Annotated in this window: 22 protein-coding genes and 1 pseudogene; 19 read left to right on the top strand and 4 right to left on the bottom strand. The window is 39.3% G+C overall.

Features of this window, described 5'->3' with window-relative positions:
* Positions 1-26: 26 nt before the first annotated feature.
* Complete coding sequence (locus D9603_RS13575; protein ID WP_128731711.1) at positions 27-977, bottom strand: IS110 family transposase; 951 nt, start codon at positions 975-977, stop codon at positions 27-29.
* 365 nt (positions 978-1,342) lie between these two features.
* Between D9603_RS13575 and D9603_RS13570 the strand changes: the two genes are divergently transcribed.
* The 5 genes from D9603_RS13570 to D9603_RS13550 all read left to right on the top strand — a co-directional run bounded on the left by D9603_RS13570 (position 1,343) and on the right by D9603_RS13550 (position 5,886).
* Positions 1,343-1,924 carry a hypothetical protein gene (locus tag D9603_RS13570; RefSeq protein WP_128731710.1) on the top strand — a complete coding sequence of 194 codons (582 nt, stop codon included), beginning with the start codon at positions 1,343-1,345 and terminating at the stop codon, positions 1,922-1,924.
* Between the two features lie 98 nt (positions 1,925-2,022).
* Positions 2,023-2,493 (top strand): DUF2199 domain-containing protein, encoded by a 471-nt coding sequence (locus tag D9603_RS13565; RefSeq protein ID WP_128731709.1) that lies wholly within the window; start codon positions 2,023-2,025, stop codon positions 2,491-2,493.
* A 533-nt stretch (positions 2,494-3,026) separates the two neighbouring features.
* Positions 3,027-3,539, top strand: coding sequence for a DUF4265 domain-containing protein (locus D9603_RS13560; RefSeq protein WP_128731708.1), 513 nt, complete (start codon positions 3,027-3,029; stop codon positions 3,537-3,539).
* Between the two features lie 247 nt (positions 3,540-3,786).
* A complete protein-coding gene (locus D9603_RS13555) occupies positions 3,787-4,911 on the top strand; it encodes a right-handed parallel beta-helix repeat-containing protein (RefSeq protein ID WP_128731707.1) in 1,125 nt (374 codons plus the stop codon).
* A gap of 570 nt (positions 4,912-5,481) precedes the next feature.
* On the top strand, positions 5,482-5,886 hold the full coding sequence (locus D9603_RS13550; protein WP_128731706.1) for a hypothetical protein: 405 nt from the start codon (positions 5,482-5,484) through the stop codon (positions 5,884-5,886).
* Between the two features lie 435 nt (positions 5,887-6,321).
* Here the strand turns inward: D9603_RS13550 and D9603_RS13545 are convergent.
* Positions 6,322-7,213: pseudogene (locus D9603_RS13545) on the bottom strand (transposase).
* A 1,117-nt stretch (positions 7,214-8,330) separates the two neighbouring features.
* Between D9603_RS13545 and D9603_RS13535 the strand changes: the two are divergent.
* From D9603_RS13535 to D9603_RS13520, 4 genes are all read left to right on the top strand, one after another.
* On the top strand, positions 8,331-8,987 hold the full coding sequence (locus D9603_RS13535) for a hypothetical protein (RefSeq protein WP_128731705.1): 657 nt from the start codon (positions 8,331-8,333) through the stop codon (positions 8,985-8,987).
* Positions 8,988-9,080: 93 nt separating this feature from the next.
* Positions 9,081-9,659 (top strand): pyridoxal 5'-phosphate synthase, encoded by a 579-nt coding sequence (locus D9603_RS13530; RefSeq protein WP_128731704.1) that lies wholly within the window; start codon positions 9,081-9,083, stop codon positions 9,657-9,659.
* Positions 9,660-10,276: 617 nt separating this feature from the next.
* Complete coding sequence (locus tag D9603_RS13525) at positions 10,277-11,308, top strand: S66 peptidase family protein (RefSeq protein WP_241651662.1); 1,032 nt, start codon at positions 10,277-10,279, stop codon at positions 11,306-11,308.
* Positions 11,305-11,739 (top strand): GNAT family N-acetyltransferase, encoded by a 435-nt coding sequence (locus tag D9603_RS13520; protein ID WP_128731703.1) that lies wholly within the window; start codon positions 11,305-11,307, stop codon positions 11,737-11,739. The genes D9603_RS13525 and D9603_RS13520 overlap by 4 nt, the downstream gene beginning before the upstream one ends.
* 18 nt (positions 11,740-11,757) lie before the next feature.
* Here the strand turns inward: D9603_RS13520 and D9603_RS13515 are convergent, their stop codons facing one another.
* The gene (locus tag D9603_RS13515) at positions 11,758-12,702 is read right to left on the bottom strand and encodes a bile acid:sodium symporter family protein (protein WP_128731712.1); all 945 of its coding nucleotides are present in this window, start codon (positions 12,700-12,702) and stop codon (positions 11,758-11,760) included.
* A gap of 216 nt (positions 12,703-12,918) precedes the next feature.
* Here D9603_RS13515 and D9603_RS13510 point away from each other — a divergent pair, with 216 nt between their 5' ends.
* Positions 12,919-13,335, top strand: a complete 417-nt coding sequence (locus D9603_RS13510) for a hypothetical protein (RefSeq protein ID WP_128731702.1) — start codon at positions 12,919-12,921, stop codon at positions 13,333-13,335.
* A gap of 12 nt (positions 13,336-13,347) precedes the next feature.
* Here the strand turns inward: D9603_RS13510 and D9603_RS13505 are convergent, their stop codons facing one another.
* Positions 13,348-14,193 carry an EamA family transporter gene (locus D9603_RS13505; RefSeq protein WP_125253437.1) on the bottom strand — a complete coding sequence of 282 codons (846 nt, stop codon included), beginning with the start codon at positions 14,191-14,193 and terminating at the stop codon, positions 13,348-13,350.
* A gap of 538 nt (positions 14,194-14,731) precedes the next feature.
* On the opposite strand from D9603_RS13505, the gene D9603_RS13500 reads away from it, so the two are divergent.
* From D9603_RS13500 to D9603_RS13465, 9 genes are all read left to right on the top strand, one after another.
* Positions 14,732-15,790, top strand: coding sequence for a hypothetical protein (locus D9603_RS13500; protein WP_128731701.1), 1,059 nt, complete (start codon positions 14,732-14,734; stop codon positions 15,788-15,790).
* A gap of 286 nt (positions 15,791-16,076) precedes the next feature.
* Entirely contained in the window at positions 16,077-16,835 is a 759-nt protein-coding gene (locus D9603_RS13495) for a metalloregulator ArsR/SmtB family transcription factor (RefSeq protein ID WP_128731700.1), read from the top strand.
* A gap of 40 nt (positions 16,836-16,875) precedes the next feature.
* Complete coding sequence (locus tag D9603_RS13490) at positions 16,876-17,886, top strand: ArsJ-associated glyceraldehyde-3-phosphate dehydrogenase (RefSeq protein ID WP_128731699.1); 1,011 nt, start codon at positions 16,876-16,878, stop codon at positions 17,884-17,886.
* Between the two features lie 5 nt (positions 17,887-17,891).
* Positions 17,892-19,085, top strand: a complete 1,194-nt coding sequence (gene arsJ, locus D9603_RS13485; RefSeq protein ID WP_128731698.1) for an organoarsenical effux MFS transporter ArsJ — start codon at positions 17,892-17,894, stop codon at positions 19,083-19,085.
* A 474-nt stretch (positions 19,086-19,559) separates the two neighbouring features.
* The gene (locus D9603_RS13480) at positions 19,560-20,291 is read left to right on the top strand and encodes a hypothetical protein (RefSeq protein WP_128731697.1); all 732 of its coding nucleotides are present in this window, start codon (positions 19,560-19,562) and stop codon (positions 20,289-20,291) included.
* A 348-nt stretch (positions 20,292-20,639) separates the two neighbouring features.
* Positions 20,640-20,873 carry a FeoA family protein gene (locus tag D9603_RS13475; RefSeq protein WP_128731696.1) on the top strand — a complete coding sequence of 78 codons (234 nt, stop codon included), beginning with the start codon at positions 20,640-20,642 and terminating at the stop codon, positions 20,871-20,873.
* A gap of 176 nt (positions 20,874-21,049) precedes the next feature.
* Positions 21,050-23,134: a ferrous iron transport protein B gene (feoB, locus tag D9603_RS13470; protein ID WP_128731695.1), complete on the top strand. Its 2,085-nt coding sequence runs from the start codon at positions 21,050-21,052 to the stop codon at positions 23,132-23,134.
* A 572-nt stretch (positions 23,135-23,706) separates the two neighbouring features.
* Positions 23,707-23,865, top strand: a complete 159-nt coding sequence (locus tag D9603_RS21665; protein ID WP_161972751.1) for a hypothetical protein — start codon at positions 23,707-23,709, stop codon at positions 23,863-23,865.
* Between the two features lie 354 nt (positions 23,866-24,219).
* Complete coding sequence (locus D9603_RS13465) at positions 24,220-24,639, top strand: GNAT family N-acetyltransferase (protein WP_128731694.1); 420 nt, start codon at positions 24,220-24,222, stop codon at positions 24,637-24,639.
* Positions 24,640-24,735: the final 96 nt, after the last annotated feature.

Genomic DNA, 24,735 nt, shown 5'->3' with positions numbered 1-24,735 from the left:
ATGGCTTAAACCGATCTCGGGTAATTTTAAGCTGTTGGCGCTTCCCACATTACCCCGTCTCTGAGCATCGAATTTAAGATGACAATCATCTTTCTAACGCATGCGATTAAAGCTACTTTTTTCGGTTTTCCTGCAGCCACCAACTTTTGATATTGGCCTTTAAAAACTGGGTTGGATTGTATTGCGGACATCATGGCCATGTATAAAACAGTCCTAACTTGATGGCGACCACCTTGTATTTTTCGCATGCCTTTGAAGCGACCACTTTCTCTATTTATCGGTGCAACACTGACTAATGCGGAAGCTTGTTTGTTCGTCATATACCCTAGTTCGGGTAAGTTACTAATGATGGATTCAGCAGCGATTTTCCCAATACCTTTCATACTTTGAAGTAGATGGTTTTTAGCCTGATATTCAGGACATGATTCTATTAACTTGACGATTTTATTTTCGATTTTGTCTATCTTATTCTTAAATGCAGTGAGGATTGGTTTTATTGTCATAGCGAGTTCTTTAGGTAATATTTGGAGTCGGTTTTTTTCCATAGTTTGCATGACAATTAATTGGTTTCTACGTGCAACTAAATCACTCATAAGCTGTATATTATCAGGTTTTAACTGAGATAACGATGGTTTAATAGCTTCACCATAATGAGCAATAAGTTTAGCGTCCAGCTTGTCCGTTTTAGCACGTTGACCAATTGCGCCAGCAAAGCGTTTTAAATGAACTGGATTGGCAATGACAAAAGGTAAACCAGCTTTAGCGCAGGCCATAATGATTGGCATTTCTAATCTACCCGTGGCTTCGATAATAATACGTTCGAGTTTGTGCTTTTTAATCTCGTTTAAGGCTTCTTTTATTCCTTTGTCATCGTTAGAAACAGTGAAATAAATCTCTGAAGGTCGAACGTAAATGTCAAGTTGGAATTTACCAGTATCGACACCGATGTTAATGCTTTGATTTGTTTTGGTATTCATATAAGCTAACTCTTGCTTGCGTAATGCGGGCTCGAGGCCCAGTAGACTATTCGAGTGTGGTGCTTGGAGTCTTTTACAGCGTTCTTTCTTGTTATCGGTCTCTCGACAGAGGAGCCTGCAATCAATCGAACTACTGTAAAAGAAGGCTTTAGTTGCAGCTAAAGCTTGGGCCTCACATTACCCTAAATCGGTATATAAAGAATAGTTAAGATGGGTGTATTATCCATACAAGCTAATTAAACCGTGGATGCAAAACAGCAGGCTTGCGCTCATTCTTCGCTTAGTTTAGCCTGCTATTTTCCGGCGTTTATTAAGGCGTTAGCCGCCACGGTATTCAAACGAACAACTCTTAAAAAGGAAGTTTTATGAAAGTACTTTTTTTACTCGCCATCTTAATCATTTCGGGGTGCACAACTGCACTTTGGGCACCTGAATACAAGAAGGAAATGATAGACGGTTTCTACGTAAAAAGTGATACTGGAGAGTTGTTTGTTACAGCCTCAGACTCTGCTTATCTTTTCGAAATCAATAAAAATTTTGGAGAAGCACTTATTTTATCCAGAAAAATTGAATTTTACCCATCATTTAACGACTTTGAATTAAAGAAAGACAATACGATAGTTGGTAACGTATCGCTAACACTACTAAGCGATGAGCCTAGCTTAGAAATAGAAACTCACCTTTTGTCCCTCGGCTTCAAAAAAGATAAACTGTTAAAAAGGCTTAAGCTTACGGAAAAAGTAGAAGGAAAGCGATTCATAGTACAGGGTGATTTACCATTAGAAAAGCTTGAAAAAAGTCAGCGTATATCAATTGCACAGCCATCAACCTTTTCTCAAACGGCAGGGAAGATAGTTGCTACCCCTGCGACAATCGTCATTGATTCTGTAGTCGTAGTGCCTGCTGTATTTTTGGGAGCAACAATTATGGCGGCAGGTGGCGGCTAACAAGCGCATCAACGCATGGACTAATAAAGCTTGGCTTGGTTCGTGCCTCACCAATTATAGCCAAGCTTTATTAGCCCGTTAGCTTTCAGGAGAACAAATTGAAGTGTGGATGTTGTGGTAAATATATAGGGGATATTTCTTTTGATAAAAGCTACAAAATGCCAGACGAAGTTTGGGCATTACCTGAAGCTGAAAAGAATAACCGCACGCAAATAGATTCTGATTTATGCAGACTTGATGAGCGCTATTTCCTTAGGGGCGTTGCTTATATTCCAGTTATAGATTCTGAAAAAAGTTATGGCTGGGGTGTTTGGGTGGAAGTTTCAGAACAAAACTTTTTTGAGTATGTAGATAATTATGAGAATGACAATAGCTCTAGACCTTCATTTCTCGGAGTAGTTGCTAATAAAATACCTAGTTATGAAAATACGTTAAGTCTAACTGTTCAAGTTCAGCTAGGAAACGAAACTCAGAGACCTACGTTTACTTTTATAGATAAAGAGCACTTGCTAACCCAAGAGCAAGTTAATGGTGTAAGTATTGAAAAGGCTCATAGTTTCAGTAATTGAAAGTTAACAAATTAATTAAACAGTGGACGTAAAACAGCAGGCTTGCGCTCATTCTTTGCTTAGTTTAGTCTGCTATTTTCCGAAGTTTATTAAGGCGTTAGCTATTTTTCTAGTTCAAAGGAAATTTTATGCATAGAAGCATCCATAAAGTATTATCAATTTTGATTGTTTTAGGTATCTGGCTGAGCCCAAGATTTTTAGGTATATATTCTACAACAAATAGTTTAGGTGAGTTCATTATATACAACATACTGATACCCGCCTTTGTCAGCGTTATCGGACTATATTGTTTTTTAAAGTTTGTCCCTGTTAAATGTACCGTAAAAAACTGTAATGGTAAGGGATACTTGGAATCAGATACCGAAATTGTTGATAACATTTTAACACGTATTATTTTGGTAAAAGGTCACCGTTGCGAAAAGTGCAACACCCTGATTAACACGCATCCACTTCGTTGAGATATAAAATATAAATAGCTAACAAACGCTTTAACCAAATACGCAAAACAGCAGGCTTGCGCTCCTTCGTCGCTAATTTTAGCCTGCTACTTTGCGCCGTTTATTAAGGCGTTAGCAATTATTATTAATAGTCGCATTAAGCATAAAATTAGATCTCCTTTAGATGACCATCCTTCTGGATATGGTGGTGAATCATTATGGGCAGATAAAATCTCCGAAAATACATATCAGCTTAAAAATATACCCATTTTTGCTTATGGTGTTAACTTTGATGATGTAGTACTTGTCAAAGAAGATGAGGAGGGAGTTTTACAAGTGATAGAAAAAGTGGAATCTAGCAATCATCACACGATTAGAGTTTTCTTTGTAGACGAGCAGTCAGGGGATAGTAACTTTTCTAGACTTAAACAATTTAAAGGAGAAGGTATAGGCTCTGAAAAATGGAATGATGATTTATATGCATTAAATGTCACGCCGACTCGTGATTATGAAGAATTCATTGAGGTTTTAAACCATCAACAAGATTTAGGTGTTATCGAATACGAACTAGCTGGTGAATGGTCTGGTGGCTTTGATGGTTCGGAGTAAATAATTGCTAACAAGTAGCTCAAAGTGGACGCAAAACAGTTGGCTTTCGCTAATTTTAGCCAACAATTTTGCGCCGGATAAACGAGGCGTTATATTTTTATCTAAGATATTTTTGTATTGCATTTTACTAATTTTTAATTGCTCAAGCTTGTCGAGTTTAATAAGTTTTTATTGTGTTTTCAAAAGTTTTTTAAGCCGTTAAAATGGTATGTTTTTATTTTTACGTTGTTATGTATAAGGTGTTTAAATGCTTGGGTTGAAATTTTTCTTCGTAATATTTATTTCTTTTTCTGTGAGCGCTTACTCTGGAGGTAATGATTTTTTTAGTATGATTGAGCGAGCGGAATCTGGGTCTACCATAGAGATAGAACCTGGAGATTATGATGTTTGTTCTACAGTGTATATTAAGAATAAAACTGACATTAAAATAGTTGGTGTAGGTGAGGTTAAAATTAGAAAGTGTAACTCATTTAATGGTGAATACATATTGTCAGTCATTGATTCAGATAATGTATCAATTGATGGAGTTTCATTTTATGGTTTGACAGATGCTAAATATATTAATGAAAACACTACCAATATCGTCTGGGGAGAGCAGGGTGTGTTATTCTCTGGTACGTCGGGTTCGTCAGTTGAAAATAGTAATTTCTATAATTTTGGTGATGCGGCATTACGTATAACCTCATCCAGGAGTCATTATTCTGGAGAGCAAGTTAATTCTAAAAATTTTCGTGCTGAAGGTAATGTTTTCTATAATGTAACTCAAGTCACAACTACACATCCATGGAGTAAGGATTTTGGAGGAACGAGGGATATAATCTTTAAAAATAACTTATTCTATGAAATGAAAGGAGGGTTAAAACTATCATCACGTAAAGGTGTATCTAATGCATTAGTAGAAGGTAATATATTTAATTTCATACATGGTTCTGCAATGGAGGTTAATTATTATTCTAACGTTGTTATTAAAGATAATTCCTTTTCAAACGTTAATAAATTTATTCTCAATGTATTCCCAAACTCGATCAGTAATGTTAATGAAGCAATAGACTGGAATGGGTTGTCTTTTATAAAAAATACTGCATTCAAATCAAGAGGAGGCATCCGTATCGTTTCAGATATTGCGGGAGAGTTGATTTCTGGAAAGCATATTTCAAATGTAATTATTAGTGCTAATAAGTTTGTTGATGTTGATATGAGTTTATATGGCGCATCTAATAGACATATTATTAATTTTTTAGAGAATGAAAAAAAGTTCATATATTCTGTGGTTAAGATGAATTCGTATAATACATCTGGTGATGTGTCACTATTGAATGTTGAACACTCTACAAATGTACAATCTTTGGATAATGTTGAACTAAAGCTTTAATAAGTTATATGGTGTTAACTCGTCTTTTTTATTCACTTTCCAAAACAGGCTCCATATTTGACGGAGAGTCTGGAAATTTTACGATATATTAGGCAATATCAAAAATAAAGATGTCCTAGTAATCACTGATAATGGGCAAATAACATGAGCTAAAGATGGTATTTCATTAACTGAAAGCTCCAAACCGAAAGAAAATACTAAGTCTGAGTATGTGGGAGGAAGCAGCGGTCATTGGATACAAGAAAATATTGATAGTGGAAAATTAATAATTCTAGAAGGTGACTCTATTTGAGAAATAGAACCTTTAGAGCAAATTGATGCAATGCTGTGGTTTCCTATTTCAGAAATCACAGTTGCAACATCCGATAGGGGATCTCCTGGATACGGCTACTTACTTATCAATACTGATGATAATGAAAAAGCTCACGCCAAGTATTTAGGTAGTAAGTAAGGCTAAATAAGTTAATTAAGTATGGGACTGCTAACGCTTGGCTCAGTTCCACTACACAAGTTTATCCAAGCATTATCAGCCCCATATTAGGGCGTTAGAAATAAAATGGAGTATCTGCAATGAAGAAAGTCTTAGTGGTCTTTTTCACTTTATTAATTTTCGGATGTAACACTACACCTAAAGAATCTATTTCGACGGATAGCTTTCACTTAACGTCAAATGATCCTGAATACGGCTACACAGAGAAAAAGCCAATAGAATTGGGCAGTTTTTTACGTGGTACTAAAAGTGCGAGTGCACACATAGAATATTTTGAAGGGCTAATAGGTCCGAACGGTGAAAAAGTTAAAGTGACACGGCTTGGGAGTTGCTGTGCATTTGAAGATAAATCCATGCCTTTTGGCGGTGGTTTATTAGATCGTTACCAACTGACATACGAAGGTCAAGAAAAGCCAGCTATTATTTACGTCAATTTATACAAATTTAATAAACCTTTAGCGCCTAAAGGTTTTTCATTGCTGTAAATTATTTCTAACAAGGCAGTTATATAACTCGGAGTTACATTGAGTTAAGATTTAAATTATAAATTTCGAATTTGATTACCTTCATGTGTCTATATGGCTGCACCTATGGTTCTTGGTTCATTTTTAATGCATTTACTATTAGGTACTAAAAATGCCGCTGAAGCTAATGTTTTAACGCTTCTCAACATTAAAGGTGTTACGGTTTGATTTACAAAAACAATACAGACATCCACTGTTATCTATTCACCATAGTTACGGCAGTTTCGACTTCGAATTGCAAAAAAGTGTTCGCCACTCATATCAAAAATGCTCCTAAAATAAGCTAATTATTGGCGTTTACGTATTTCTCGACGCCAAAATCAGCGTATCGCACACGGCATGGGGGAGACTGCGGTTCGCGCAGCTTGCGGGGTTATCGCGAAAAGTTTTATTTCGTTAGACCAACAAGCGTTCACAATTGGCTAGATTTGTGCGCCGTCGTTTTTTAAGTGTTTCACAGTAAGCGGTGAGTACTCGCTCTCGACCAACAGCACCATGGAAAACTCGAGAAAATTGGGTTGTGAGTTTCATCCAATTATCAGGTTCGATGTTTAGCCGAGATAAAATTGGTTGAGACTCTAGGATAGCACCTTTTTTATCGGTGCGAATACATTTCCCCAGTAAGCTCGACTAACTCTAGATAAGACTTGAGTTCGAAAGGCAGCCCTTTTGGTATGTTCTTTCGGGGGCTACCCGCAAATCGTAATAGGCTGTTTGGTTGTTTCCCTTGCCTTGCATGGTCGATTCGCTTTTTGATACTGGTAAAGTCAGAGGTTTCAGGCGTTAGGGCTAACTTGGCTCGAATGGGGTTCAAGTCGACGTATGCCATACAAGCAGCTAATGCGGCTTCATCTAGCAAGGGTTGAGATTTGAATCTGCCTTCCCAAAATCGGCCTGTGCATTCATCCTCTTTATTTGCTCTGCGGGCAATATCCTCGTTGAGTATCCGCATAAACCGGCTAATATCTGCCAATCTCTGTCTGTACTTGGCAATATATTCACTGAACATCAACTGCTCTGACTCGCTTAGAAGCTCCTCCTCAATAAACTTCCACGTTACCCAGTTACCTTTAAACAGCTTGTGCCAGTGTATCACTATGGCCTTGTCAGATAAGCGCTTTGCTCTTTTATCATCAACATGCAATACAATGTGGGTGTGATTACTCATCACCGCATACGCACAGACGTCGATACAAAAGACGGCAGACAATATCAGGAGCTTTTCTTCAACCCAATCACGGCGCCTTGAGTACAGAGTTAGAGCGTAGACGACTTTTAAAAAAGGCACAAATTAACAGTGGGTGTCTTTGGTTTCTTGAGATTCCCAAGTTCTAGGCGTTTTACAAACGCTATCCAAAGCATGAGTTTTGGTTAAACCTAAAGAATAACGACGCACGCTCATTCGAAACTCTATATGAGTATCTATATGGAAAAAATGTAGCCTTATTGTGATGACCTTTACAAACGATATGAAGTGGTTTAGTAACAAGGGGGCGTCTTCACGGTTAGCGGATATTGATAATGTAAGCGTTGTCGGTTAGGCTTTTTTACGCTGGATGCGAAGCATAACTCCTGAGTGATTTAGGAGCACCGTTCTTTTAACACAGCCTTCGGTGACAATGTACTTTTAGGCCTACCCAAAACGCCTAGGATCAAGGTTGCAGAACTGTGAATCGGCTGCCTTTCTTTGGTATTGACATCGTTCGATTACCCAACTCTGCTATGACGTTGTCACATCAGGTATTGGTCTTACCACTAGAAATCTTAGTTTTTTCGTGCAACCCATACTGTCAAAAACCATCAAAGCATTAACTAATAAACCCGGCTCACCAGCTTTAGCCAAGCTCTACTAGCCAATTGAACGAAATTTTTAAACGTCTGGTAGTTAACACTCAATTATTGCCTCTTCGAAGTTTTAACAGCCATGAAGACTTATTTTTTTCAGCGTCATAAAACACTGCCATGGTGAAAAAAAAACATCAGTAACAGTATTACATGAGCTGCTAAGCTAATTCCAAAATATATTATACTTCCAAAATAGATAGCAAAAGAAAAGCTCCACATACCCGCTAAAATTGTCATTATGTAGAATCTACTGACAGGGTCAGGAATGTGCCTGAGAGGGTTTTTCTTTGAATCAAAAAAATATGTGTAGCACTCATATAATCTCAGTGTAAACATCTTCATAATATGCTCACCTTTTCAACCATTTTTTCATGATCCAATACGGTTGAATTATCAATTTAGATCTTAAATTTTCACAAATTTAGCCATTATGATTTTAATGTTCATGTAACAAGCTGTTAAATAAGGACGAAATACAGTTGGCTTTTGTTCCTTCGTCGCTTATTCTAGCCAAAATTTTTTGCTTGTTATTTAGGCGTTACACCTTAAAAGGAATTACTATGTTAAAAGTAGCTACTTTAGTATTATCATTATTTGCATTCAATGCGTATGCTGATTTTTCAGCTATTGTAATCGCATACGATACAGGCGATGTTCCAGTAAACGGCTCCATTGATATTGAAGCCGAATACATAGCGATGTCTGTGACCCTGTCAAGCGATGCGAAGTATCCTTCTGAGAGAGCAAAACTTATTAAAAGCCTGCAGAACTCTATACGTTCAGCGGCATCAAAATCTGAAGGAATAGATTTTCAACAAGGTGTTATTTCGCTTTCGCCTCAAGAAAAATCATCTTTCTCTATATCTAAATCCTATGGTAGGAGTGCAGGCTCTAGCTTTTATATACTTTCTAAGTTACGCAAAGGAAAGGATGTCTACTCAGCCACTCAAGATATATACTCCTTCATAAATCGTATCAAAAGGCCTGAAGACACTAGCTTAAGGCTGGGCAATACTTCACTGGCCATAAGCTCGCCTAGTGAATATAGGGCATCTTTACTTGAAAAAATAAAATTAGAGATTAACACAACAAAGGAAGCCTTAGGAACAGGCTATAAGGTATCTATATCAGGCCTTGAGAACCCTGTGATCGTAAGGCAAAAGGATGATAAGCAGGTAACTCTTTTTATTGACTATCAAGTCCAGTTTAGTGAATAGATATAATAAGTCGATTAACTTCGCGCTTTCGGTGCCGGACGCAAAAAGCTGCGCTGGTTAGTGAGGCGCTATACCTAAGGGAGAATGTTGTAAATGGATGATCCAATAGATAAGTTTAATACCTTATGGGAGCAGGCGCTTTTGGATACGCCGCTCAAGCAAAAAAGTGCAGTCTGCGTTTCAACAATAAATGAAGACGGATTTCCTGAAAGTCGTTTTGTCGATTTAAAATCGGTAAGTAAATGTGGCTTGGTATTTTGCACATATCTTGATTCAAATAAAGGAGACGATATTCGTAGGGATCCAAAAGTTTCTTTAGCTTTATGGTGGGATCATATTGGCATTCAAATACGAGCCGTTGGCGTTGCGCAACAAATATCTGAAGAAGAAGCAATTAAATATTGGCAAACGCGTTCAAGGGATGCTCAATTGACCACAATGTGTTTTAACCAGAGTAAACCTCTATCTTCAGAATCAGAATTAATATCAAAATTTGATGATATAAAAGAACAAATGGCAGGTAACATCGTACCAAAACCAAAAAATTGGGGTGGTTACATAATAAAGCCTTTATCAATTGAGTTTTTGACATTTAAAGAAAACCGCTTACATCTGCGTGAACTATACAAAAATGCGGATGGGCAATGGAGCAAGATGCTATTGCAACCTTAAATTCCAAGACTCAAAGCCGAACAGGTAACCGTTGGCTTGGTTTCACTTCGCTTCATAAAATAGCTAACCCACCGCTTAAAGCAGGGTTAGCTATTGAACGGAGTTAACATGCTGAACTACATAATGAAAAGCAAGGGTGGGCTATTTCCTGGCACTGGAAGCTCTTTACGTACACTTTTTTTCACTGCTTTTTGAACGCAAATTTTCAGCCAAACTAAGTACTATAGAGTCAGCATGTGGATACTAAGGAAGTTGATGGTTTGTGGAATTTTTCACCTAATGAACTACCCAAAGTTGCAAAGTGATAAAATGGTTTCGGACGATTCAAGTGTTAATGAACGAAGGGAGGAATGACTCGCAATTTACTATTCCTCAGTTACCTCAATTAATGAAGCTCCACAAAGTTTTTGCATCAACACTGACATTCACTATTATTTGCTGACCATGGCTAGGCTAGCTATTTATGCACAAATTTGACTTGTAGTAAGAAGTAACTTCAGACTAGAGCGATATTATGCTTTTGACCATAGGTATGTTAGGCGATTAACTAACTTTTTTATAACGAGCTCAGATTAAAATAGAAATAGATCGGGTACAATGGAGTAAAAGAAGGAGTCATGATGAAGTATCCTACACCGTTAAAAGCGGGCAGTAAAATTGCAATCACAGCATTCTCTGCAGGTGTCCCTGCTTCTATGCACGGGAGATTAGACAATGCTTTGGGTTATCTAACGCAACAAGGTTTCGATCTCGTGGTTGGTGAATGCCTGCGAGATAACCACAACTATGTAAGCGCTGATGCCAAAACCCGTGTTAGTGAACTTATGGGATACTTACTCGATGACACAATAGACGCCATTATGCCGCCATGGGGCGGGGCAATTGCGATGGATGTTTTGAGCCAACTTGATTGGGAGCAGTTAGCACAAGCTAGGCCAAAGTGGATCATCGGTTTCTCTGACGTCAGCACTTTGCTTAGTGCCGTAACTTGCAAACTAGGTTGGGCAAGCGTTCATGGGACTAACCTTATGCAGCTAAATGGCCACCAGCAAGACCCGCTGACGGTAGGGCTTTTTGACCATTTGAGGTGCACGCCTAATAACTCCTTCACACAGTTTCCTTCTACTCACTATGAGGCTGATCCACTCAATTTTGTTGACTTTCCCGATGCTGGATTTAACTTGTCCACCACGACTCAGTGGCGTACTTTAGCGAATCGCGAAAGCAGCAAGCGGTTTGCTGGTAGATTATTAGGCGGCTGTTTAGATATTCACATGTTATTGGCAGGCACTGAATATTTTGATTTGGATGCTTTTTTACAGGAGCATCCCAACGAATCAATAATTTTATACTTTGAAAACGGTGAAATGCCGCCAGCTGCTTACTATCGTGCGCTGCAAAGTATTAAACTACGGGGCTGGTTTTCGAAAGTTGCAGGGGTCTTAATTGGTCGTAACCCCGAGCCGCTAGCAAAAGATAGCGACTGGACGCACGTAGATGCCTTGCAATATGTATTTGCTGATTGCGATTTCCCCGTGCTATATGATGTCGATATCGGCCATCAAGCACCGAATTTAACGCTTATTAACGGCGCATTTGCTGAAGTGATATGTAACGACGCTTTTTCAATTACACAGACATTAATATGAACCTAGAATATAAAATTGGCTTGGTAGATGACCTCCTTGCGATAGAGAACCAAATTCCTGAATTTGCAACGCCAAGAAAGCGAGAGGAAGTCGTAGATAAGCTGCGAGATAAACAACATTTATTGCTGGTGGCGTACGATCAAGGTAAGCCTGTAGGGTATAAGTTAGGTCACGAACTACCAAACAATGAGTTTTATAGTTGGTTAGGCGCGGTTGTTCCTGAACATCGTGGTAATGGTATTGCGAAACAGCTATTGGCTATGCAAGAGGCTTGGTGTAAGGCACAAGGCTATAGCGCTATCAGAGTAAAGTCGAGAAACCTTTTTAAAAACATGCTATTGATGCTAATAAGTCGCGACTACCAAATTGTAAAATGTGAACAGATCAATGGCGTATCAGATAGCAAAATTCACTTCTATAAACAATTATAAAAAGCCCAGTATTTGATACTAGACTATGTTGTCATCAGATGAGCTGGTGGCGCTTCGCCGCCATATTCCTGCTAATATTGAGCCACTGATATTATGCCAAATTGAAAATAGGGTACCAGCCACAGCCGCCGCAGGAGTAAAGAACTTCATGGCGAGTGCGACGGCAAGTCCTGAGTTTTGCATCCCCACTTCAAAAGCCATTGTACGGCATACTTTTTCTTCAAAACCGAGTCTTTTTGGAATGAAATAACCCAAAAGTAATCCTGTGATATTGTGTAAGATCACAGCGACCAGCACAACGAGTCCGATACTTTCAAGCTTAGGTTGATTAAGAGAAACAATCACTGCGATAATAATAATGATGGAGAGCATGGACAGTAAAGGTAAAATAGGGGTTGTGTTGATAACGGAACGCGCCAACGGCTTGGCAAATAAAGTATTGAAGGCAACGCCAACAGCCACTGGAACTAGCACAATTTTTAGCAGGCTCATCAACATATCAGAAAATTGAATATCAACTACTTGTCCTATCATTACCGTAGTGAGTAATGGTGTTAAAAGCACGCCGAGTAACGTACTCGTTGCTGTCATAGAAATCGATAACGCGACGTCTCCTTTGGCGAGATAACACAAAACATTACTTGCCGTACCGCCAGCAACTGTGCCCACTAAAATCATACCAATTAATAAGTCGGTTTCTAAGCTCATTGTGGTTGCAATAAAGTAGGCAACACTCGGCATCACTGTAAATTGTAGGCAGACCGCCACGATAATCGCTTTTTTGTTATCGAGAACACGCAAAAAATCTTTTGCGGTAAGGGTCAACCCCATAGTGAGCATAATAAACATAAGTAGAGGAATAATTGTACTTTTAAATGGGATCAAGAGGGCAGGGTAAAGGTATGCAATCATTGCTGCTGCGATAGCCCAAAGTGGAAATAACTGTAAGATTTTTTTCATGATGTTTTGATTTGAGTGGGTAACCATGTATTGATACCCCGATACTAACGAACTTTTTAAAAAATACCTATGGCGTGAAGAGTTTGTAAGTTATTTATCCAAGCCTCAGGTTAATTAAATAACATAGATGGTTACACTTTAGGTCATATTCTCATTGAGATTGTTACTTGGCGTTGTGTATAGTTGTGAAAGTTACATCAAGGTCCATGGAATATAAAAATGAAAACAATTTCTTCTAGCTTTAATAAACTACTATTACTGGTTGCATTGATTTTAGTTGCGGGACTCTACGGGTATTCAAAATATCAATTTGCACTAACTGTAAGTAGCGATGTAAAGCAGCTACAACCATACGGCTCAGAGCAGTTAGAGTTAATAGATGTCTCTGAGTCGGCAAAGCGTTTTACTGTGCGTATTGCCGTTAGCGGGCTGGAGCCTAAATTTGCGGAGTCGGCAGAATTACAGTCATATTACAGTAACATAGCACGCAACTATGTTTGCCAAAGTGATTATTTTGAGCCTAAATTTGAAGAAGGACATCAAATTAGCATTGAGTTTAGCAAAGCCGATTCTGCTCAAACCGTTTATGAAAGAGCCTCAGTGATAAAAAGTGACTGTGGTGTAAGCCGCAGTTAACGTATCTCAAAATTAACCTGAACTGGCTCGTTTGCTGTGCACTAGCGCAGCAAATATAATTAGACTCCCGATCCCAAGTCGAATGAGATCAGCTTCTTTGTTCCAGATAAATAAGTTGACTAAAATTCCCGCAGGGATAAGGGCGTTATTCATCACAGCTAACTCGCCGACAGATACGCGGGTTAATCCCACATTCCACACAAAATATCCTATACCTGAAGCAATGAGGCCTAAGTAAATCAAAATACCCCACTGTTGGCCAGTAGTGGGTAGCTGTTGTAAATTACCAAATAAAACAAGGCCAAGAGCTAAGACACAAGATGCACCGATGAAGAAAAAGCCGAAACTTTGGTGATGAATTAGCGAGTGTTGTGCACTCAAGCGCTTATAACTGACTTGTCCTATAGCAAAACAAAGGTTTGCACCTTGTACCAATAATAAACCAAAAAAATAGTCACTCGTTAGCTCTGTAAATCGAATTGTAATTGCACCGAACATTGCGATAAGCGCTGAAGTTAAAAAAGTACGATTAAACGACTTGTTGAGTAAATCATTAAGAAGTGTAATGTAAACGGGGGTCATCACAGTAAATAGCAGCACCTCTGGCACACTGAGATATAAAAATGAGTGATAATAAAAGCTATACATTAAGCCAATTTGTACAGCACCAATGGCCATCAATTTTAGCATTAGCGTTTTAGTAACTGATGTAGGCCGCAAAAATGGCAGAAAAACCAGTGCTGCTAACACCGTTCTTGATAAAGCGCTAAACCACGGGTCTACATTTCCTGCCAAATAGACACCGATAAGTGAAAAGGAAAAAGCCCAAAGTAAGGTGATAGTCCAAAGTAAAGTCATAGGTGTTATTTTTTAAGTATTGATATAAGAGTGTATCACGAGCTGGATCATACAATGAGTGTTCGAAAAAAGCGATGATAACAATCATTATAATGTGATTTTAATTTACAATATTTCGCATAAAATAGCTCCCGTATTCACAGATACATCCCTTCATTGTTTTACCCATGATGTGTTTGGCCGCAGCTGCGGCCTTTTTTCTTTCCAAATATGTTTGATGATAACCGCCTGAAAAATCTCACTAGCAAATGCGATATTGAACAATCGCAACAAGTTAAATTTTTGATTGTGTAAACACAACTAGAGTCAGTTTATTTTTGAAGTTGGTTTTGCTGCGGTTTAATTGGTATTTAGACAAATCAGAGTCTGCGTAACAGAGTCACTTTATATGATTTAAAAAGTAAAGACTTAGGGCTCCTGCAAAGCGCCTTAAGCCATTCCGAAAAATGAAAATTAAACAGCAAAAGTCAATAGGCTTTAGAATAAAGTGTTACAAATTTTACGGTACGAATTTTATTTACTTCATGTAGTATTTTGTATGAATAAAATATTTTTTGTTGTTATGCGTAATCTAATTTGTAATCTTTTTGTCATATTGCCTACATTGTTCTTCGTTGCAGCTGTTTGGGGTGAACACGACAACGCTCAATATCGCCTTGATACGGTTAATTATTTTTTAGAGTCCGATCCACACAAAGCACATAAACTACATCAAGCTATTGAATTAGAGGATTTTACTCCAGCCCATACCGCTCATTTCCATCATTTAGGCGTATCGATAGCGTTATCACTTGGTCAGTTAGAGCAGGCGCAGCGCGCATTAGCTGTATTGTTTCAGAACCCGCAAAATACGTATTTCAGCGAGCATCGATTTTCACTTACTTATGATGCCAGTGTATGGCTAAGAAAAGGTGGTTATATCCGCCAATCTGAGCACCTATTACTGTGCGCGCTAAAAAGTGCACGGTCCGCGAAAGAAAAAATTAAAACGCTGAATGCCCTCGCGGTGATTGCCTATAATTACGGCGATAACATCTCGGCAAAAGACTATTTTGTGCGCTCTTTGGCTATAGGCACTCGTATTAAAAATCAGCGCGCGATGGGGATTATCGAAAACAACCTCGGGGTATTGGCACTTAAAACAAGTCACTTTGAGGATGCGGTTAACTATTTTAAGTTAGCCTATGCTAGGCATCAGCTAGCAGGAAGAGAAAGTAGTGAACTAAATACCGGTCTTAACTTGCTGTTTGTATATATATTACGGGGTGAAAAAGAGATGTACGAGCGTGTGTCTCCTCGCGTGTTAGCGCTTGTGCAAAAGCACAAAAATGCCGCTCAATCAGCCTATTCACTGTGGATCGAGCGTTTTTATGACGTTATTTTCACGGCAGCTAAACTATCAAAAAGAGAAAAAGCCGAGTTAATAGCAGCATTTAACAACCTCAGTGAAGCTGGTCTAAAATCACTCTTAAAACAGCATATAGGTAGGATAGCAGGCATAAATCCTGTTAACTTAACTATAGCAATACCACAAAAAATGATGTTGGAAACAACGAATAATCATTGGTTAAATAGCGCACTGTCTTGCAATTTCTAGTCAGACCAAAGGTAATACTTCAAGACTCACCTAAACTATACGCTGTCACGCCGTGTTCAAATTTATGAGTTCCATAAAGCTTCTGGTCTTCCTAAATCAGCTCGGTACACATGAAAAGGTATCAGAAAACATTTCCCCAAAATCATATAAGTCACTGATTTTAAATTGTAAATTCAATGTTGTAGCAAGAGCCATAGAGCGACCTCACCGTTACTAAAAATCTGAGCTTGACACTGTACTCTTATCATATAATAATTTTGTTATATAATTAAATTATTATGTGTTTATGAAGATACTTTTTTTATGTTCGGGAAATGCGACGCGCTCAATTATCGCCCAAGCAATCGCGAACTTTCATGGTGGCGCTGATGTACAAGCCTTTAGTGCTGGCACTAAACCGAGTGAGATAAAGACCGAAGTGCTAGCGCTTTTGCAGCACAAAGGCATAAAAACTGACAGTCTCTATAGTAAGCATCTTGATACCTACCAGGGTGAGCACTTTGATGTTGTGATCACCCTTTGTGATGAAGTGCGTGCCGAATGTGAACACCAATTACAAGGTCAACACATCTTGCCGTGGGAAATAGCCAGTCCCTCAGCTCGACATAGTGCAAATGCCCTTCAACAAACGCTATTCGAAATAAACGAACAAGTAACTGCATTACTGGATCAAAAAAAAATAAGGCCAGATGAAATCTCACCTTTGCTATTTTATAAGTGCTTAGCGGATGACATTCGCTTGAAGACGCTTGCCATGCTGAACGTTGAGGGCGAGTTGTGTGTTTGTGAGTTGATGATTGCCCTAGAGCAAGAAAGCCAACCTAAAGTATCAAGACATTTATCACAACTGAAAAAAGCTGGAATATTGTGTGACCGGAAATACAAAAAGTGGGTTTTTTACTCAATCAACCCAACGCTTCCTGGATGGATGCAGGCTGTTATAAACACGACAGTTCTGCATCAACCTAACTATATTGCATCGGAATTAAAGCGACTGTCTTCAATGGGTGAACGCCCTAGTCGGGCTGCTGCATGTTGCGAATAATTTAGTATTAAATTTATTAACTTTCATAGTAGGAGTACGTATGACAATTAAAGTTGGAATTAATGGCTTTGGGCGTATGGGGCGCTTAGCGCTTCGAGCAAGTTTCGATTGGCCTGAGCTTGAGTTTGTACAAATCAACGATCCTGCGGGCAACGCCGAGACTCTTGCCCATTTATTGGAGTTTGACTCGGTACATGGCAAGTGGGAACACGCAGTTTCTCATCAAGGTGACCATATCATAATAGCTGGTCATCAGTTATCAGTAACCCAAAATAAAGACATTGCTGATACTGACTGGTCACAATGCGATGTTGTTATAGAAGCCTCTGGTAAAATGAAAACCAAAGCTCTACTACAACAATATTTAGATCAGGGTGTTAAAAGGGTTGTCGTTACTGCACCAGTAAAAGAAGATGGGGTACTAAACATAGTGATGGGTGTGAACGACCACCTTTATGATGAAAAGCCACATGAAATCGTGACTGCAGCATCTTGTACTACAAACTGTTTAGCACCTGTTGTTAAAGTACTACAAGACAAAATAGGTATTAAGCATGGCTCAATGACTACGATCCATGACATTACCAACACCCAAACTATTTTAGATGCACCGCATAAAGATCTGCGCAGAGCAAGAGCATGTGGCATGAGCCTCATTCCAACTACGACTGGTTCCGCGACAGCGATTACACATATATTCCCTGAGCTAAAAGGGAAACTCAATGGTCATGCTGTACGTATCCCACTGGCAAATGCCTCATTAACTGATTGTGTTTTTGAGGTCAAACGCCCCACTTCTGTTGAGGAAATCAATCAGTGGATGAAAGAAGCTGCACAGACTCATCTTGAAGGGATCCTTGGATATGAGCCAAGGCCTTTAGTTTCTATTGATTATAAAACAGATCCACGCTCAAGTATTGTTGATGCGTTATCCACTATGGTTGTAAACGGTACACAGGTTAAGTTGTACGTGTGGTATGACAATGAATGGGGCTATGCAAATCGTACTGCCGAGTTGGTTTTAAAGGTTGGGCTTTCACTGGGTAAATAAATACGATGACGTTACGTTCCTTACCTCAAGATATTAGACAGTATTTGATAGTTACCGGCAATTACTGGACATTCACGCTCACCGACGGTGCTTTAAGAATGTTAGTGGTACTGCATTTTCATAAGCTAGGCTACAACCCGCTGGAAATTGCGATGCTGTTTTTGTTTTACGAGATTTTCGGAGTTATCACCAATCTGGTGGGGGGCTGGCTCGGCGCTCGGATCGGGTTGAACCGAACAATGAATATTGGTCTTGGTCTACAAATAATCGCTTTATTAATGTTGGTTGTACCGGCAAATTGGCTGAGTATTCCTTATGTTATGGCGGCGCAGGCGCTCTCTGGGGTAGCCAAAGATCTCAATAAAATGAGTGCTAAAAGTGCCATAAAGGCGATTGTAAAATCTGGTCAGGAAGGAACGTTATTTAAGTGGGTGGCAATACTTACAGGGTCTAAAAATGCGCTCAAGGGGGTTGGATTCTTTCTTGGTGGCGTGCTGTTGACATTACTCGGCTTTACAGGGGCCATGTGGGTGATGGCTGCCGCTTTGATGGCGGTGTGGCTTTTTAGTATGGTTTGCTTAAAAAGTGAACTTGGAAAATCTAAGCATAAGCCAAAATTTACTGAGGTATTCTCAAAAAGTCGAGCAATTAACCGCTTGTCGGCTGCACGCCTGTTTTTGTTTGCTGCCAGAGATGTTTGGTTTGTTGTGGCATTACCTGTGTATCTGTCAAAACAATTTGCATGGGATCATTGGTGGGTTGGTGGATTTATGGCGACGTGGGTGATTGGATATGGATTGGTTCAGTCTTTGACACCAAACTTGCTCAACCGTGATAGCTACGCCCATAACCCACAAGCAGTTGCTATTTGGGCGTTTTATTTGGCTATTTTACCTATGGCTATTGCGGTATCACTTTACACAGAACATTGGCCTAACATTACGCTTGTGGGAGGGCTATTACTTTTTGGTGTTGTGTTTGCGATTAACTCCTCAATACACAGCTATCTAATTGTTAGCCTTGCAGATAGTGATGGCGTATCGCTAGATGTCGGCTTTTATTATATGGCCAATGCGATGGGAAGATTAATAGGGACAGTTTTATCCGGTTGGGTATTTTTGCACTACGGATTGGTTGCCTGCTTGGTGTTATCAAGCCTCTTTTTGATATTAGCAGGCTACACGTCAAAAAGGATCTAAATGTACTCGTTTTGTATATTTGTTGGCCTTTTAATGTATTTATGCTCTACTTGTACCCGGACTATTCATAGTAATTATTAAGGAAAATATAAGTGAATAAGAATATAGCTAGAGCAATATTTACGTCAATTTTTCTTCTTGGCTTGGCGCACGTATCCGATGCTGAGTCTGCGACGAGAAAATGTATGACTCAGAATTATGTTACACATGTGATACAGGAGTGCCCTGAGTTTTGCAAAGAAGTACGAGCTTGAAATAACGTGTTATGAGCACGGTGGTTCAGTTGATCATAACGACTCTCAACGCTGTTATTCAAACCCTAAAGATGTATTAATTATTAATGCAAACACAAATCAAAAGTGGCTGTATAAATTATCGCATTCAAACCAAGGTGGATGGCGCCATGAGCTGACTAATAACCTGCAGGCGGTTGCTCAGACGGTTCCTCGTGATGCTAGTAATTTAGCGGATGAATTGATTAAGTACTATGATGCTTGGGATCGGGCAACAACCAAAGTTTCCCAAGAGTACAATTCATCTAGTATGCAATCCACGCTGGCTATCAGTACTAACACTATACTCCAGCAAATGTTATCTGAAAATAATTGTGAAAATGAAGCTTTTACCCGAGTCGCCAAACTAGCCTTTGACGGCAGGACAAAAACGACGCTGCAAGAACGTACAGAAAAAGCACTAATTGAGGAGTATGGTAGCTTAGGGGCGGCATTTGAGACCACTCGTATTACTCAGTTTGGCTACACGGTAGGTGTGGGCAATGTTGGATTCTCAGGTCAAGCAGAGTACGTACCAAAGAGAAGGATGATTGACTTAAAATTTCATGATGCCATCAATGGTAATCATCGAGTGGTGTATAACTTAGACTTTAGTAAAGGTATTCGCATGGATTTAAACAAGGATATGACGGAATTTTCAGGAACGACTGTGCGCCAGTTACAGGAGAATCATGCAAGCCAAAACGTAATGCGGAATTGCATTATCGAAACACTTAATATTTATAGAGAAGCGAGTGTGAAAAGTAGTGGTACTTCAAGTGGTGGTGGAATTGACTTACCGCCCGCCGTTGGCCGACATCCAGGTCGCAGTTATGGAGAGTCGGGTGAAGAGTTTTGTACATGGACATTCTATGACCCTTGGGGCGAGATACTTTTTACAATGATGGGAAGTTGCCCGTTATTTCCTAAGTAAAACAGGAGTACAGGTCGGTTTAGCACCTGTACCAAAAGCAATAGTTAGCTTTTCGGCTGCTTATTACTTTGATAAGACCCGTTCTGAAATCCTCCACCATCAAAGTGAAGACACCTAAAATGAACTCAACAAGTCGGCCTATTGCACACAAACTTAACGCAAATAGTAAGGGATAACCGCAGCTAGGGAACAAATGATTACCCAGAGTTACGGTTTATTGAACCTTAGCGCCTTTCGTCTGAGGTTAAATAACTGGAAATAATAGATTATTATCGCAACTCCGTTTAAAGCGAATTAGTAATAAGGTATGATGCGCCTCACTTTTATTGCAAATTGTTATCATACTCAATGACATTAGATAAACTCCCCAAAAATAGCACCGCGACAATTACTTCATTAACCCACCCTGATACCGCGCTGCTAAGCCGAATAATGGCACTTGGTATTATTCCTAGTGAGCAAATAGAAGTGATCAACGTCGCCCCACTTGGATGCCCGTTGCAAGTGAAAGTGGGTGATACCTTTGTGAGTGTGCGTAAGGCCGACGCACAGTTCGTGGAAATTAATACCAATTTGACTTAATACTTGCTCAATTTGAAGGAGTAAATCTGACGCTAACAGGGTTAAAAATTTCTTATTTAGAACAACTAAATAGCAAAATTTTTGCCGGGTTATCGACAAGATTTTCTCACCTCCAAATAGACCACTTAATTAAGAAAATTGGTTTAAAACGTTATAATTTGAGAAGGTCATCGCGGATGAAAATTGCGTTAGTGGGTAACCCAAATTGCGGGAAAACCACAATATTTAACCGCCTAACAGGTTCAAAACAAAAAGTTGGAAACTGGCCAGGTGTTACAGTTGAAAAGAAATTTGGCTATTTTGCTTTAGAAAACACAAACGTAGAACTGGTTGATTTACCCGGGCTATATAGCATGGAGCAGATCGAGCCAAGTCAAGATGAACAGATCGCTTGTGACTTCCTAAAGCAAAATGAAGCCGATGTCATTATTAACATTGTAGATGCCGCTAACTTGCAGCGAAATCTGATATTAACGTCACAACTTAAAGAGTTAGGTAAACCGATCATCGTTGTGGCGAATATGGTTGATGTTGCGACTCAGCGAGGTCGGACACTTGATTTACCACGTTTGTCTGAACAATTAGGTTTACCTGTGGTGGCATTTCATGGAGCAAAAGGCACAGGGCAAGAGAAGCTGTTGGAGCAGCTTATTGAAATCACTCGGTTTCCTAGTAAGCCTGAGGGAGCAGAGCCACCGAAACTTCAACATGATCCATTGGAAAAAGCGATCGCACGCCATCAAGCGGTTAAAAAGTTAGCGGCTGGTGTAAGCACTATCACGCCAAAACGTGCAGATACAACAGAAACCCTTGATAGAGTTGTGCTGAATAAATGGTTAGGTGTTCCAATTTTTTTAGCCATGATGTACTTGATGTTCACGATAGCTGTGAACGTTGGTGCTGTTTTTATCGACTTTTTTGACATCGCCGTAGGTGCCATTCTCATTGATGGTGTAAAAGTGTTACTTGCAGATGTTGGTGCACCTCAATGGCTTGGCGTGTTACTTGCTGACGGATTTGGGGCAGGGGTTCAGCTAGTCGCTACTTTTATTCCAGTGATAGCCGTATTGTACCTTTGTTTGTCAATATTAGAAGATAGCGGTTATTTGTCTCGTGCCGCATTTGTTATTGACCGATTGATGTCCTCCATTGGGTTGCCAGGTAATGCGTTTGTTCCTTTGATTGTTGGCTTTGGTTGCAATGTACCTGCGGTGATGGCTGCTAGAACCATGGGGCGAGAATCAGACCGCTTATTGACAATTGTTATGGCGCCTTTCATGTCGTGTGGTGCGCGGTTAACTGTTTATGCGTTATTTGCTGCGGCTTTTTTTCCAACCAATGGTGCCAATGTTGTCTTTGGGTTATACCTACTAGGTATTTTAGTCGCTATCGGCTCTGGCTTTTTGTTCAGAAAGCAGGTGTTTAAAACCCAAAAGTTACCTTCTTTTACTGAAATGCCAGCTTACCATATGCCCATTTGGCGAAACATATTGATGACGACATGGCAGCGTTTAAGCGGTTTTATAAAACGTGCGGGTAAGACGATTGTGATGGTAGTTATTTTGCTAAGTGCGTTAAATTCAATTGGGACTGATGGCTCATTTGGTAATGAGAATACTGAACATTCATTACTGGCAAAAACGGCTCAAATCGTCACGCCAGTGTTTGAGCCTATTGGGTTAAAAGAGGAAAACTGGCCTGCAACGGTTGGAGTGGTTACAGGTATGTTTGCCAAAGAGGCGATCGTTGGCACGCTGGACGCACTTTATACAGGCTCAGCTGAAAATAATGACGCTTTTTCATTACTTGATTCAATGCAAGCAGCGTTAATGTCCATCGTTGATAATAGCAAAGACCTAATCGCCAACCTTGGCGATCCCTTGGGATTGAATGAACTTGATAGCGGGGAAGACAATGGCGCTGAGCTACTTACTGCCATGGCCGCTAAGTTCAACGGTCAGATTGGCGCGTTTAGCTACTTGGTATTTATTTTACTCTACACGCCTTGTGTGGCCGTGCTCGGTGCAATAAAGCGTGAATCTGGTAGTAGATGGATGTGGCTGGTCATAGGCTGGACGACCTCAATTGCGTATATTATGGCAACGCTTGTCTATCAGTTTAGCCAATTAGCGACATCAACGTTAAGCGCATCTTTATGGATAGTTGCTATGTTACTGTTTGGGTTCGCGTGGTGGAAAGGGCTTTCCGCGCTCGGGAATAGGTTGAATCAGCCCCCGACATACCCAATAGAGTTGCATTAACCTGTTTAACTGACGACACTTTGTGTGTCGTCAGTTATCTGTATCTCATTATTCGATAGTTATCTGCCACTTAATCTGGACTTTGGATAGCTAATGCCTTTCTAACATCCTGTTTTATCGCTAACCGCGTGCATTCACCTCACATAGCGAGCTATTGGTGCATATATTCGCCTTACCTACATTGTTCACAAGATGTAGGCACCATAGCAAGAGCAGTGCGCGGCAGCGGTATTGCCCTTGCTATGGTGAGATAAAGAAATAATTTAATGTAATTTTAAAAATCAGGAATTAGCTCACTTGCTATCCAAACTTCAGGTAATTTAAGTGTGTCGACTGTGGCATACTGCTTTAACTCTATGTTGGCAGCATTGAAGTGGTGATTATAGTTTATAATTTTAGAATAGTGCATTTATGTAGATTAAGTGGTTAAATTAAGATCGTAAATTATAAAATATTTTTATATTGTTGTTTTTAATTTTATCTAGATCAAGTTTTTTATTATTTCCTCTTGTTTGTGTTTATTTATCTGTTATCTTTGCTCCGAATTTTGTGACTAACTAAAGGAAATTAATATGTTACTTAAATTAAACAAAAAACCAATGAAGAACCTGAGTACAGCTTCAGCTAAATTAAACCCTCAACAAACACCACAAGTTGCTGGTGGCGCAGGCATTGACACGCTTATGTGTTTAAGAACAATGCAGTGTCCTAAAACATGGCAATGTGCGTAAAATAAATGCAGCGATTAAAAATCAACCTAAAATCAATTTTTTCATGTCATTATATTTTTTAAATATTAAATTTATAGTTTATTTAATTTTATATTAAATTTTTATGGCATAAATAACCTTTCCTTCTTGGTTTTAGGCTTGATATCTTTAGTAGGCTAGTTTTTAGCCTACTATCTGATCCTCTATACAAGTATTCCCTCTTTATGTACAAAATTATGTAATTTGATGTGGTAATGGCATGTTCTTATCGTCTTAACAGAACCTTGGGCAAAAATTATCTACAAAAAATTTTACTTTTCATTGTCCGTCTGATCGCTTACTTTAGTAGCCTATTAGTTATCAAGGGAGCATTGAATGATAATCACAGACACCACACAAATACTCACTCATCTTGATAAAATACACGCACTGATCTCTGGCTCTTATTGGGCGAAGCAGATCCCCAAATCTCTTTTGGAAAAGTCAATTAGAAATAGCCTGAGTTTTATGTCTGTTGATGATGAGGGTCAATTTCAAGGGTTTTGTCGTGTGATAACGGATTACGCCACATTTGCATATTTGGCTGATGTGATTGTTACAGAGCAAGAAAGGGGTAAAGGGGTGGCTAAAACTATCATGCAATCCGTGATGACACACCCAGAGTTACAGGGTTTAAGAAGATTTATGCTTGCGACTGCAGATGCTCACCCTCTATACAGTATATTTGGCTTTAAAGCGATTGAGGACCCAAGTATCTTAATGCAAATAAACCAACCCAATCTTTACGCTAATTGAAATGAAACCACCTATCAATGCTCGGTTTTAAATGATTATCTCATTACATCAGTAAGTAAACCAGATATCAAACACGTAATACCAATTGACTTAATA

It is taken from the genome of Pseudoalteromonas sp. PS5 (assembly GCF_004103255.1).
GTDB classification, from domain to species: domain Bacteria; phylum Pseudomonadota; class Gammaproteobacteria; order Enterobacterales; family Alteromonadaceae; genus Pseudoalteromonas; species Pseudoalteromonas peptidolytica.
The sequence above is the reverse complement of the archived record's forward strand: the minus strand, read 5'-3'. Positions and strand labels throughout refer to the sequence as shown.